This window comes from Undibacterium sp. FT79W (assembly GCF_014284215.1).
GTDB lineage: Bacteria > Pseudomonadota > Gammaproteobacteria > Burkholderiales > Burkholderiaceae_D > Undibacterium > Undibacterium aquatile.
This window is the reverse complement of record NZ_JACOGB010000006.1, coordinates 136,423-149,230: the sequence shown is the minus strand read 5'-3', so window position 1 is coordinate 149,230 and position 12,808 is coordinate 136,423. Positions and strand designations below refer to the sequence as shown.

10 protein-coding genes are annotated in these 12,808 nt (G+C 48.6%); 3 read left to right on the top strand and 7 right to left on the bottom strand.

Features of this window, described 5'->3' with window-relative positions; all coding sequences use genetic code 11:
• Positions 1 to 9 precede the first annotated feature (9 nt).
• From tolA to pepN, 3 genes are all read right to left on the bottom strand, one after another.
• Positions 10 to 978 carry a cell envelope integrity protein TolA gene (tolA, locus tag H8K38_RS12110; RefSeq protein WP_186885093.1) on the bottom strand — a complete coding sequence of 323 codons (969 nt, stop codon included), beginning with the start codon at positions 976 to 978 and terminating at the stop codon, positions 10 to 12.
• 230 nt (positions 979 to 1,208) lie between these two features.
• Entirely contained in the window at positions 1,209 to 2,210 is a 1,002-nt protein-coding gene (locus H8K38_RS12105) for a class 1 fructose-bisphosphatase (protein WP_186885092.1), read from the bottom strand.
• 124 nt (positions 2,211 to 2,334) lie between these two features.
• Positions 2,335 to 5,013: an aminopeptidase N gene (pepN, locus tag H8K38_RS12100; protein ID WP_186885091.1), complete on the bottom strand. Its 2,679-nt coding sequence runs from the start codon at positions 5,011 to 5,013 to the stop codon at positions 2,335 to 2,337.
• Between the two features lie 298 nt (positions 5,014 to 5,311).
• Between pepN and H8K38_RS12095 the strand changes: the two genes are divergently transcribed.
• A complete protein-coding gene (locus H8K38_RS12095) occupies positions 5,312 to 5,941 on the top strand; it encodes a DUF4136 domain-containing protein (RefSeq protein WP_186885090.1) in 630 nt (209 codons plus the stop codon).
• A 10-nt stretch (positions 5,942 to 5,951) separates the two neighbouring features.
• Here H8K38_RS12095 and H8K38_RS12090 read toward each other — a convergent pair whose 3' ends face one another.
• The 4 genes from H8K38_RS12090 to H8K38_RS12075 all read right to left on the bottom strand — a co-directional run bounded on the left by H8K38_RS12090 (position 5,952) and on the right by H8K38_RS12075 (position 10,255).
• Positions 5,952 to 8,129: a DUF1631 family protein gene (locus H8K38_RS12090; protein ID WP_186885089.1), complete on the bottom strand. Its 2,178-nt coding sequence runs from the start codon at positions 8,127 to 8,129 to the stop codon at positions 5,952 to 5,954.
• A gap of 82 nt (positions 8,130 to 8,211) precedes the next feature.
• Positions 8,212 to 8,349 (bottom strand): hypothetical protein, encoded by a 138-nt coding sequence (locus H8K38_RS12085; protein WP_186885088.1) that lies wholly within the window; start codon positions 8,347 to 8,349, stop codon positions 8,212 to 8,214.
• Between the two features lie 11 nt (positions 8,350 to 8,360).
• On the bottom strand, positions 8,361 to 9,335 hold the full coding sequence (locus H8K38_RS12080) for a quinone oxidoreductase (protein ID WP_186885087.1): 975 nt from the start codon (positions 9,333 to 9,335) through the stop codon (positions 8,361 to 8,363).
• Positions 9,336 to 9,343: 8 nt separating this feature from the next.
• The gene (locus tag H8K38_RS12075; protein ID WP_186885086.1) at positions 9,344 to 10,255 is read right to left on the bottom strand and encodes a DMT family transporter; all 912 of its coding nucleotides are present in this window, start codon (positions 10,253 to 10,255) and stop codon (positions 9,344 to 9,346) included.
• 509 nt (positions 10,256 to 10,764) lie between these two features.
• On the opposite strand from H8K38_RS12075, the gene H8K38_RS12070 reads away from it, so the two are divergent.
• Entirely contained in the window at positions 10,765 to 11,490 is a 726-nt protein-coding gene (locus tag H8K38_RS12070) for a YebC/PmpR family DNA-binding transcriptional regulator (protein WP_186885085.1), read from the top strand.
• Position 11,491: 1 nt separating this feature from the next.
• Positions 11,492 to 12,766 carry a phosphoribosylamine--glycine ligase gene (purD, locus tag H8K38_RS12065; RefSeq protein WP_186885084.1) on the top strand — a complete coding sequence of 425 codons (1,275 nt, stop codon included), beginning with the start codon at positions 11,492 to 11,494 and terminating at the stop codon, positions 12,764 to 12,766.
• Positions 12,767 to 12,808 lie beyond the last annotated feature (42 nt).

The window sequence follows — 12,808 nt, the reverse complement described above, 5'->3', positions numbered from 1 at the left end:
CATTAACTATCACTCTTCCTTCATTTTGTATGCAAAATCCAGGGTTCCGGGCACCTGACCATTTTTATCTTTAGGAAAAGGAGCCGATTTTTCTATTCCTTTTGCTACCGCATCGTCAAACGCCAGATTACCTGACGACTTCAGTTTTTTAATCGCGCCGCGCAGAGAGCCATCGGGAATCAGCTCAATTCTATACTCAACTGTCGGATTACCAGCAACTGCATCAACACCACTGTAAATGGTATTTGAGCGAACTTTAGCGGCAATTTTCGCCATATAGCTTGGATCACCCCGGTTATTTCCGGTTGATTTTGCGGCAGTACCTGTTCCACCGCTACCAGTCACACCCGCTTGTGCTGACAAACGTTGCATATTTTCTTTAAACAGCTTGTCGCTGGCGGCTTTGTCTTTCGCCTGTTGCGCTTTTTGATCCGCTAATTTTTGTTTCTCTGCTTTTTCTTTGTCGCGTTCTTTTTCTTTGTCTTTTTCTTTCTGACGCTCTTTTTCCTGTTCGCGCTCTTTTTCGCGTAATTTTTCACGCTCTTTGTCTTTTTTCGCCTGCAACTCCTGCTCTGCCTGACGTTTTTCCTCAGCCAACGCGCGCTGATGTTCTTCGGCTTTTTTCTTTTCTGCGAGCAGGCGTTTTTTCTCTTGCTGCAAAGCGATCTCAGGATCTTCCTTTAGCAAGTCGGCTTTTACTACGGGAGGTGGTGGGGGAATGTCTTTTAATTTGACAGGTTCTGGCTCTGGCGGTGGTGCCGGGGGGATTTCTACAGCAACCGGTGCGGCTTCGCGCGTCGTCATGTCCCAGACTTCAGCTTCGACTGCTGTTGACTCTTTATTTTGCCAACTCACACCGATCCACAAAAAACCTAACAACAAAACATGGACCAGCGCCGCCAGAACGACCGGACGCCAGTTACCTGCCTGAGATTGGTGAAGGTTGCCTGGATAAGCTGAAATAGAAACTTGATTCATAACCTTTTATGATTCGCCTGCAACGGATTAGTTCCGATGAGCCCGAAATTTTGGTGGCGAAAGATTAATTTGATACAGCACATAGTGAAATTATAAACCCCTCCATGAAATTCGCCGTATTTTTTGCAAAATTCAGTAATTTTCAAAGAAATACAGGCATTCTGTGACAGCGCCATGTAAAAAAGCGAAGCATCTCGCTCCGCTTTTTTTATTTTCTATGGTCAGGCTCATCACTCCTGATGATAACGGGTCACGCGTTCAACTTCGTTTTTAGAACCCAGGAAAACAGCGACACGCTGATGTAAAGCTGTCGGCTGAACGTCAAGCATCCGCTGTTTACCATCCGTCGAGGCTCCACCGGCTTGTTCAACGATAAATGACATAGGATTCGCTTCGTACATCAGGCGCAACTTACCTGGCTTCTCGGTATCGCGTTTATCGGCCGGATACATGAAAATGCCACCGCGACACAAGATGCGATGCACATCGGTCACCATAGAAGCAATCCAGCGCATATTGAAATCTTTTTCACGCGGACCAGTCACACCTGCCAGCATTTCATCGACATAGCGCGTAACTGGCGGATACCAGTGACGTGAATTCGATGTGTTAATGGCGAATTCCTTGGTATCCGCAGGAATCTGCATATTCCTTTGTGTCAGCACCCAGGAACCCATTTCACGATCCAGCGTGAAGCAATTAACACCATTTCCAGTTGTCAGCACCAGCACGGTCTGCGGGCCATATACCGCATATCCGGCTGCAACCTGCTTGCTGCCCGGTTGCAGAAAATCCTGCTCGGTTGGTGCGGCCATTCCTTCCGGTGCCTTCAGGACTGAAAAAATCGTACCGATAGAAACATTCACATCGATATTGCTGGAGCCATCAAGCGGATCGAATAACAGCATGTATTCGCCCATAGGATAACGATTCGGAATCGGGTGTATGGTTTCCATTTCTTCGGATGCCATTGCGGCCAGATGGCCACCCCACTCATTTGCTTCGAGCAAAATCTCGTTAGATAAAATATCCAGTTTCTTTTGTACTTCACCTTGAATGTTCTCGCTGCCGGCGCTGCCCAAAACCTCACCGAGCGCACCTTTACCGACCGCATGACTGATGGTTTTACAGGCGCGGGCGACGACTTCAATCAGTAAGCGTAACTCTGCGGGAATAGAATTATTCAGACGCTGCTCTTCAACCAGATACTGGGTCAGACTGACACGTTTCATGATGTTCCTTATGTTAAAAACTTAAATTCAATAATCAAATGGCTAAGCAAACATGCGGGTGTTGGCTGCTTTCTGGCCCGCGACCCGCAGATTGCCTATGTGGCGGCAAATACCAAAGACAAACTTATACAGCGAGCGCTTTGCTGACGACTTCAGCGACATCCTTGGATAATTTCTTCGTCGCCGACACTTTTTGCAAAGCTGCTTTCATCTGTGCTTGCAAACCAATCGGATATTTTTTCCATCTGTCGAGGCTACGTGCAAGACGGGCAGCCACCTGTGGATTAATCTTATTCAGCGCGATCACCAATTCAGCCCACAACGCATAGCCACTGCCATCTGGCGCGTGGAACTGCGATGGGTTTGCGTTGCAGAAGTTAAATACCAGACTGCGCGTGCGATTCGGATTCGTTAAGGTGAAAGCCGGATGCTGCATTAATTCTCTTACTTTTTCTACGCCCGTTGTATGTGCCGTTGCCTGCAGCATGAACCACTTATCGATCACCAGATCTTCTTTCTTGAAATCTTTGAAGAAGCGTCGCAGCGCTTTCTCTGATTTTTTCTTCTGCTTTTCAGTACCATTGAAGTTTGTCAGTGCTGCCAATGCCGCCAGGCGATCCGTCATGTTTGCAGCTTCTTTGAATTGCACATACCCCAGATCGAAAGTGCTTTCATCTGCCCATTCGAGTAAGTATGAAAGTGCCAAATTTTTCAGACTACGTTTCGCCATCGATACAGCATCAGGACGGTATTTACCCGGTGTCTGATGGGTTTCATAGGCATGCAGTAAATCTGCTTTCAAATGACGGGTGATCGTCGCACGGACAAACTGACGAGCGGTATGTATCGCTTGTGGATCGACCACATCAAATGCTTCTGCAATCATCGCTTCGGATGGCAACGTCAGCATGAGCTCACGGAATGCCGGATCGAGAGACTCGTCGTTCAGTGTGTTGCGCAATGCATTGATGAACCAGTCATCGAGCGAGAGTTCTTCACCTGCCTGCAGCGCTTTCGTCAATTTAACCAGACGGCGGGTGGCAAGGCGCTGCCCTGCTTCCCAGCGGTTGAACGGATCACTGTCATTCGCCAACAACAATCCCAGCTCTTCATCGGTGTAATCAATATCCAGTACAACTGGCGCCGAGAAGTTACGCAACAAGGATGGCACAGGCTCGCTGGCGACTTTATTAAACCGGAAGGTTTGCGATGCCGCAGTCAGTTCGATGACCAGATTCGTAGCACCCGCCTGGGCCGGGTAGTCATCGCAATACAAGGGAATATCTTTTCCCTCTGCGTCAAGCAAACCCATCGCAACAGGAATATGAAACGGTAATTTTTTTTCCTGACCCGGAGTGGCCGGACAAGACTGCGTCAGCTTGATATCGTAAGTCTGTGCTTCGGCATCATAAGCCGTCACCACGCTGACACGTGGAGTACCGGCTTGACTGTACCAACGCTCAAACTGAGTCAGATCACGCCCGCTGGAATCTGCCATCGCGGCACGGAAATCATCGCACTCAACCGCCTGACCATCGTGGCGTTCAAAGTACAGATCCATTCCTTTACGGAAGCCATCATGCCCGAGCAAGGTGTAGTACATACGAACAACTTCGGCACCTTTTTCGTAAATCGTCACCGTATAAAAATTATTGATCTCAACGAAGGAATCTGGTCGTACCGGATGCGCCATAGGGCCAGCGTCTTCGGAGAACTGCACCTGCCGCAGCACACGTACATCCTCGATACGTTTAACAGCGCGCCCGGTCGTCGTGCCGACCAGATCGGCAGAGAATTCCTGATCACGGAACACAGTCAGACCTTCTTTTAAAGACAACTGGAACCAGTCGCGGCAAGTCACCCGGTTACCGGTCCAGTTGTGGAAATATTCATGTCCCACCACGGATTCGATACCCGCATAATCAATGTCGGTGGCGATGCTGGAATTCGCTAATACATATTTTGTATTAAAAATATTCAGCCCCTTGTTTTCCATCGCGCCCATATTGAAATCACCAGTGGCGACGATCATAAAACGGTCTAGATCGAGTTCCAGCCCGAAACGTTCTTCGTCCCAGCGTATGCTCTTTTTCAACGAGTCCATGGCGTGCTGGGTTTTGTCGAGGTTACCTTCTTCCACCCAGACTTGCAGTAATGCTTTGCGTCCCGATTTCAGCTTGAATTTTTCTTCCTGACAAACCAGGGTTCCGGCAACCAAAGCAAACAGATACGAAGGTTTTTTAAACGGATCTTCCCACTTCGCAAAATGACGTCCGTCATCAAGATCGCCTTCATCAATCAGATTGCCATTACTCAGTAATACCGGGAATTTCTTTTTATCAGCGCGCAGCATGACCGTATATTTCGCCATGACATCAGGACGATCAGGGAACCAGGTAATTTTGCGAAAACCTTCGGCCTCACACTGTGTAATGAGATTTCCTTTGGATGCGTACAAACCAGACAGGGAAGTATTTTTCGAAGGTTGTATCTGCGTTGTGATTTCCAGTGTCACCTCATCCGGTGCATTTGGAATGCGCAACGTCTCACCATCAATCTGATAATCAGCTTTCTTCAGCTTCACGCCGTTCAAACGCAACTGCACCAATTTCAGGGACTCGCCGGACAGCACCAGATCTTTTTCCATACTCGCGTGATTGCGGCGCATGACCATACGGTTAGCGACTAGGGTAGATTTGAGGTCCAGATCAAAACCCATTTCTACAGTATCAACCCAGTAACCCGGGGCAACGTAGTCTTGACGAAGTATGGCTTGAGGAGTGATGACGGTATCGTTACGCATGGCCTTGGAATCTCGCGAAAATAGTATAAATCAAAGTCTTATGAACTTTGTGAGACCACCATTTTACCAAGACAAAAAGCGCAACACCTTAAACCAGAGAAAGATAGTGCAATAAATACAGAATGACATCTGCTTATTGCCTGTCTTGAACGCATCAAATTATTGAAAACCTTGGATCTGAATTGCCGTTATCAGTTGCCTGAGCGCGGCGCTTTCATATACAAATCAATACAAAAATTTCTGCAACGATGCTGAATGATCGCTATCATGAAACTATCTTAAGATTTGGAGTAAAGCCATGAAAAGTTTCTTATCCTGGACCATCATCTTCATCAGTACATTGCTGGCAGGGTGTGCCAGCACGTTCACCAGCCAGGTCAGTGTGTTTCACGAATGGCCGGGAAATAAACAAGCGACCTCGTATATCGTCGAAAGATCGCCGTCTCAGGAAAACAATCCAGAATACAAATTGTATGAAGAGGAACTCAGACAACAACTAGGTTTGCACGGTTTTCAGGAAATCACCGCGGGAGTAACGCCTGCATTAAAAATCGGCATGCAGTACGGAACGAGCCTGGGTGAAATTCAGGTGTCTGCGCCATGGGCTCCGGCAATGTATGACCCATTCTGGCAAATGCATTTCAGTCGCGGCTATCGCTTTTCGCCTTACTCGCCGTATTATTTCGGCAGCCCGTACTACATGAGCAGAAACCTTGATTTCAGTGTCCGGCGTTACTATCTGCATCAACTGGAAATCAACATCAGCGACTTTCAAAGCGGAAAAAAACTGGCGGACATTAAAGTCAGCACGGAACAATTGAATCAGCAAATCTCTGAACAGATGCCTTATCTGATAGAAAGTGCCTTGCAGGGTTTTCCGGGTATCAATGGCAGCACAAGAACTGTAGAACTGCCATTAAAAAAATAAGCGCATCAGTTTAATTCGGTGGATCGCGCAAAGCCTCAACCAGTGCACGATCCACGATTGATTCAGCGGAAACAATCGTGGCATCACCATTCCGCAACTGCGCCAGCAATTCTTCGCGAGATATAGAAAACGAATCGTGTCCCTGACGGTTTGTAAAAATATAGCGGGTCCGTTTCGGACTCACCCATGCCAGTTTGAAGCGATTCGTAACACCTGCAGTGGTCGTGAAATCAAACCAGACACCACGCTCCAATCCCTCGACCATTTTCCCCCACTCGTCCACTTCCTGTTCATTCTGATCGACGAAATGACGGTTCAGTCTTTTTTCGCTCGCACGTTGCGCAATATTGACGGCGATTTCCAGTTGACGGCGTGGTGACAACTCTAACGGAGCCCGGGCAATGGCAGCATGGCGCTCGGCCAATTTGGAAAAAAATAAAACCCGATCAGGCTCATCCCATTTGATCGCATTCAACCAGGCGTTCAGCAAAGTCAGCATTGCAGGAAGCTTACTGACCAACTCTTTGCGTTCTTCGGATGTATTTTTCGGTTTCAGACTCCAGATCAGATCATCCATCGTCCGCAACGCATTTTCGAGCGCGTTTGGCTTTTCTTCTTTTACATTGTGTGCAATGGTCAGAATCCGTATCCACTGCTTACGCAAAAATTCTTCAACAAATCCGGCAACTTCTCCAGTGTCGGTACGAATCGCGACGTCATTTTCGGCAAACTCGCGCGCCAGACGCATTTTTTCCTGCTTCAGCGCTTGTTCTACCGGCTCCGAAATTGCCTGTTCGGTCTGCGCCTCTTCACTTTTAAGAAATGCCTCCAGATCAGCAACCACATCAGAAAACAACTCGATCTGCTGATCAAAATCCTGCTGAACCCGATCAACGATGCCTTCTATCATCTGATACAAAGGATCTTCACTGGTTGCATCATTCCCCAGCAGTACGCTGGATTTTGCGAGGGTATCAATCAATACTCTCGCAGGGTGATTTTCTTTAAAAAAGAAATCTTTATCGAGCAAAGCAACCTTCAGAGTCGGTATCTGCAGCTGTCCGATCAGGCTTTTAATTTCTTCCGGAATACTGTCGTCACTGAACACATAATCAAAGATTCTGGCCAGCAGTTCTATCGTATTCTGATCAATATGGGTTAATTCGCCCGCAGAAGCTTCTTGTGTTAAACGACGCAGGTGCGATCGGTCTTCCGGCTGCGCCAACTGGTTTTGCTGAATCTGCTTTTGCATCCCAGTCAGATAATCAAAGAACTGACGATCTATCGTTACCGTATCCACCGCCCCACCAGCGCCCGCAGGCAACCATGACTGAAGGGGGCCTGACTGACCCGCACCATCTTGCGCAACCGCACCAACACCGCCTGACTGATTTCGCTCTTTAGACGCCTGAGGATAGAAAATATTTCTTAATTTATTTTGCAGATAAGGATCGCGTGAATCAAGATCCTCACTCTTCAGCGGGGCATGCCGTTTTTTGTTTTCCCGCTTCACGGCATCCGTATCGACGACGATACCGCGCTCAGCCAACGCATCATTCAATCCCTGATAAACAGAACTTAAATTCAGAAATAAATCCGGTTGCATGATCCGTATAATCAGATGCGGCGTCACTGTCGTTGATTCCAGCTCCATCCAGGCCTGCAACACCGCATTGACAAAGATCTCTGGGCGAAAAGGATTTTGCGACACAGTAATTGGCGTGCGCTTCATCACCAGGCCGATACGGCAATTCAGCTCCACCAATTTTTCTGCGCTGTTTACCTCCAGCGATTTCGTCAGATTATTGGTCAGAACTTTATTTTCCATTTCCTCGAAAGTGACGAGAGAAATATCCTTGATATCGTGATTGTCTTTGAGCCGTTTGCGCGTATTAATCGCGCCGACTTCTTTCATCAGCATCGTTGAAATCTGCGATGCCAACAAACGGTAAAAAGTGGTCTGGTTGCGCTTCAGTAACTGACAAGCCTGAAAACTGTTTGCTGCCTCTTCCGGCTGTAATGTCTGGTCAGAAATTTTAAACAAGGCATCCGTTAATCGCGATGTAAATGCCTCTAGTTGCGACGAAACAAGATTGGTGGCAACAGGTACCAGACTTTGCAACATCAGCAAACGACTCGAACTCGAAAACTCACTGACTTTGGCGGTGTTTAAAGGAACAGTATCCATAATTCGAGACTCGGTGTATGAAAAGATCGAAACGTCATTCAGGTAAGCAAGCGGTTCATCATGAAGAGATTTTCCGGTGCACTTAATTCGTGTAGTAAGCCTCAGTCGCCAGCGTAATCAGCACGATCAACATGACGGCAGCAAACAAAACCAGCAGCAGACGTCCAAACTTCGGACGCCCATCATCTGCCGATGGTCTTTCTGTTTCTTTCGGAAGCATAGTTAATCGCCTTATGGAATCAATAAACTCGACCCTGTTGTTCTGCGTGCCTCCAGATCCTGATGTGCACGGGCAACTTCACTCAAGGGATAACGCTGGCGGATGTCGATTTTAACTTTTCCGCTTTCAACCATCGTAAACAAATGTGACGCCATCTGTTCCAGATCAACTCTGTTTGCAGTGTAATTCATCAAACTCGGCCGGGTAATGAACAAAGAGCCACGTGAGGCAAGCTCACTCAGCGAAAACGCAGGGACAGGGCCCGAAGCATTGCCAAAACTGACCATCATTCCAAGCGGAGCAAGACAATCCAGAGAGCCGGTGAACGTATCCTTGCCGATAGAATCATAAACGACCGAGACACCTTTGCCTTCCGTAATTTCCCTTACGCGTTCGACAAAGTTTTCCTTATTGTAATTAATAACATGAGCACATCCATGCGCTTTTGCCAGCGCCGCTTTTTCGTCTGACCCTACGGTTCCTATCATATTGACACCAATTGCGCGCGCCCACTGACAGGCAATCAAGCCCACTCCCCCGGCGGCGGCATGAAAGAGTATGGTTTCTCCGCCCTTAAGTGGATAGGTACGGTGAAACAGGTACTGTACCGTCAGTCCCTGCAACATCATTGCCGCTGCAGTCTCAAACGAAATACTGTCAGGCAGGCGAACCAATTGTGCAGCCGGCATGACCCGCGCCTCTGAATATGCGCCTAAAGGCCGGCCTGCATACGCAACCCTGTCGCCGACAACAACATGAAGCACACCATCGCCGACCGCTTCAACGACGCCAGCGGCTTCCATACCTAAGCCTGCGGGAAGAGCTTGAGGATATAAACCGGTACGAAAATAAACATCGATATAGTTGAGGCCACATGCCTTATGCCGGATAAGCACTTCGCCCGGCCCCGGCTTACCTAACTCAACATCCACGTATTCCATTACTTCGGGACCACCTACACTGCGCATCCTGATTGCTTTGACCATATTTGCTCCTACATTTTTTTTCTGGTTAACAAATACATCCCGCCCATCACTAACACCGTACCAGCTATCTGCCAGCCGGTAATCGGCTCAGCGAGAAAAAAAGCGCCCAGGAACAAGGTGGAGACCGGACCTATCATCCCCGCTTGTGAGGCAGTCGCCGCACCTATACGCTGCACTGCAATCATGGTCAGAAATACGGGCAATACCGTACAAAATATCGCATTAATGACCGATAAAAAGTAAACCGGAGCTGGCTGCAGTAACATGGAAGCTGGACGCAACGCAAAGAACTGGCCTATGCAGGCAACGCTGGATACGCACATCGCATAAGAAACCAGCCGCAAAGAACCCAGTTGACGCACCATTTGCCCGGACTGAATCAGATAAACAGCATAAGAAACGGCTGCTCCCAGTACCATCGCCGAGCCCAGCAAGACGTCTTTTCCACCAAACTCAAGATCGTGTAAAAACACCAGGACGATACCAAAATAACTGACAACCAAAGCCGCCCATTCCAGCATCGAGACTTTCCGTCGATACCATACCGCCGACATCAGCAGAACAAATGAAGGGGTGAGAAACAGTATCAAACGCTCCAACCCGGCAGTGATGTACTGCAAGCCCAGAAAATCTAAAAATGAGGAAAGGTAATAGCCAACCAATCCCAACCCAACCAAGCGCCACCGGTCTGAAACAGACAAAGGTGACGAATTCCTCATTTGCCAGACGGCGATCGCCGCAAAAATCGGCAACGAGAAAGCCATGCGAAAAGTAATCAGAGTGACTGCGTCAACCTGATACCGGTATATGAGCTTGGCAACGATGGCTTTGGTTGAAAACAGAATGGCGCCGGCAATGGCTATGGCGAGTCCACCAAGATAATGCTGCCGCGTATGAGAGTTCGGTTGTTGTGAATGCATACCGGAATTGTAAGGCCATCTGACGAAATAAGAGGAAAACTGAGAAATGAGAACACCTCATTTACTGCAGAACAGACTGGAATAGCCGCAATCGCAAATAATTAGTACACGTTTTTTGTAGGCAACTTGCAACATCCGACCCAAAACGCAATGCGCGGGTGGCATCATTTTTTTGCAAACGCGTCAGCAAAATGGCGAAAAAGCGAGGTCATGCATCGCATGCGGAAGACATATCCGGAAACCGCGACAACACAACAACGGGCGAAAAACCTCAGGCCAACAAGGCAGTGCGTACACAAGGTTCAACGTCACCACTTCTTGCCATAACGGGGCTGCTTTGAAGGATTATTCAGACGGATGATTAGTGTGTCTATAAGCCTATCGGACTGTTGATTTCGCCATTTTCCACCATGCCAGTATGATAAAATGCGCGTCTTCAATATCAAACTAAGCTAGGCAAAACCGCTGACCAGATGGCTCAGCAATTGCTAATTCAGGAAAGAGCGACCATGGCAGGACATAGTAAATGGGCCAATATCAAGCATAAAAAAGCGGCTACCGATGCAAAACGCGGCAAAGTCTGGACGCGTCTGATTAAAGAAATTACCGTGGCAGCGCGTATGGGCGGAGAAGACGTCGATTCCAACCCACGTCTGCGCCTTGCCGTTGATAAAGCTGCAGATGCCAATATGCCGAAAGAAAACGTCACGCGCGCGATACAACGCGGTGCTGGGACTCTGGAAGGCGCAAACTATGAAGAAGTTCGTTACGAAGGCTACGGCATTGGTGGTGCAGCACTGATCGTTGACTGTATGACCGACAACCGCGTCCGCACAGTTGCCGAGGTACGTCATGCGTTCAATAAATACGGCGGTAACATGGGCACGGAAGGTTCTGTTGCTTTCATGTTTAAACACTGCGGCCAGATGTTATTTGCGCCGGGGACAAACGAAGATGCGTTGATGGAAGCCGCGCTTGAGGCAGGTGCAGATGATGTGGTTACCGATGAAGAAGGTGGTATCGAAGTATTATGCGCGCCATTTGATCTGTCAGATATACGCGCAGCACTCGAAGCTGCTGGTTTCAAACCGGAAGTTGCCGAAGTCACGATGAAACCTGCGACAGAAACAGTCTTTACCGGTGAAGATGCGGCCAAAATGCAGAAACTGCTGGATGCACTTGAAAATCTGGACGACGTACAAGAAGTTTATACCAACGCCATCGTAGAAGAATAATATGAAAATTCTGGTTGTCGGCTCTGGTGGCCGCGAACACGCTCTTGCCTGGAAACTTGCTCAATCTGAGCGGGTACAGACAATTTTCGTTGCCCCTGGTAACGGTGGAACTGCAACGGACATTCGTCTCAAAAATATCGACATCACTGATCCCTCCGCACTTGCTGATTTTGTTCAGCAAGAGCAGATTGAACTGACCGTCGTTGGCCCGGAAGTTCCGCTGGCAGCAGGCATCGTCAATATTTTCCGCGACCGTGGTCTGAAGATTTTTGGTCCATCGAAAGAAGCTGCGCAACTGGAAAGTTCCAAGGACTTTGCCAAAGCATTTATGCATCGTCATCAGATTCCAACCGCCGAATATCAGACGTTCTCTGACGTTCAGGCAGCGCACGATTACATCTCTACCAAAGGCGCTCCTATCGTCATTAAGGCGGATGGTCTCGCTGCGGGAAAAGGTGTTGTGGTGGCGATGAGTCTGGATGAAGCACATGCGGCCGTTGACATGATGCTGTCCGACAACAAGCTCGGTGACGCAGGCGCACGCGTTGTCATTGAAGAATTTTTAGCCGGTGAAGAAGCCAGTTTCATCGTCATGGTGGACGGTAAAAATATTTTGCCGTTGGCAACCAGCCAGGATCATAAACGCTTACTGGATAACGATGAAGGCCCGAATACCGGCGGTATGGGTGCATACTCTCCAGCACCGATTGTCACTCCACAGTTACATGCCCGCGTGATGCGCGAGATCATTGTGCCGACAGTACAGGGCATGGCAAAAGACGGCATCGTATTCACCGGCTTTCTGTACGCTGGGTTGATGATTGATGAGCACGGCACACCGAAGACACTGGAATTTAATTGCCGCATGGGTGACCCTGAAACTCAGCCTATCATGGCGCGCTTGAAAACCGATCTGGTCAGTGTGATGGAACATGCTGTCAACGGCACGCTGGACACCGTAGAACTTGAGTGGGACAGACGCACAGCGATGGGTGTCGTGATGGCCGCGGCCGGTTACCCCGATGCACCACGTAAAGGTGACAAAATTACGGGTATTCCAACAGAAACGCCTGACAGTGTTACATTTCATGCTGGCACCGTGCTGAACGACAAGGTACTCAGTACCAATGGCGGCAGGGTTTTGTGCGTGGTCGGCCTTGGCGACACAGTCAAACTTGCGCAAAAACATGCCTACGATGTTGTTGAAAAAATTCATTTTGACGGTGCTCAATACCGTCGCGATATCGGCTGGCGCGCACTGAACCGCAAGCACTGACAATGCTCCCGGGGAGTATTCCCAGCGCAACAACGAATGGGT

Coding starts and splice junctions, on each gene's coding strand:
- H8K38_RS12105 (WP_186885092.1), bottom strand. CDS start 2,210: ATGAAACGTGTCAGTCTGACCCAGTATCTGGTTGAAGAGCAGCGTCTG.
- purD (WP_186885084.1), top strand. CDS start 11,492: ATGAAAATTCTGGTTGTCGGCTCTGGTGGCCGCGAACACGCTCTTGCC.
- H8K38_RS12070 (WP_186885085.1), top strand. CDS start 10,765: ATGGCAGGACATAGTAAATGGGCCAATATCAAGCATAAAAAAGCGGCT.
- H8K38_RS12090 (WP_186885089.1), bottom strand. CDS start 8,129: ATGGATACTGTTCCTTTAAACACCGCCAAAGTCAGTGAGTTTTCGAGT.
- H8K38_RS12075 (WP_186885086.1), bottom strand. CDS start 10,255: ATGCATTCACAACAACCGAACTCTCATACGCGGCAGCATTATCTTGGT.
- tolA (WP_186885093.1), bottom strand. CDS start 978: ATGAATCAAGTTTCTATTTCAGCTTATCCAGGCAACCTTCACCAATCT.
- pepN (WP_186885091.1), bottom strand. CDS start 5,013: ATGCGTAACGATACCGTCATCACTCCTCAAGCCATACTTCGTCAAGAC.
- H8K38_RS12095 (WP_186885090.1), top strand. CDS start 5,312: ATGAAAAGTTTCTTATCCTGGACCATCATCTTCATCAGTACATTGCTG.
- H8K38_RS12085 (WP_186885088.1), bottom strand. CDS start 8,349: ATGCTTCCGAAAGAAACAGAAAGACCATCGGCAGATGATGGGCGTCCG.
- H8K38_RS12080 (WP_186885087.1), bottom strand. CDS start 9,335: ATGGTCAAAGCAATCAGGATGCGCAGTGTAGGTGGTCCCGAAGTAATG.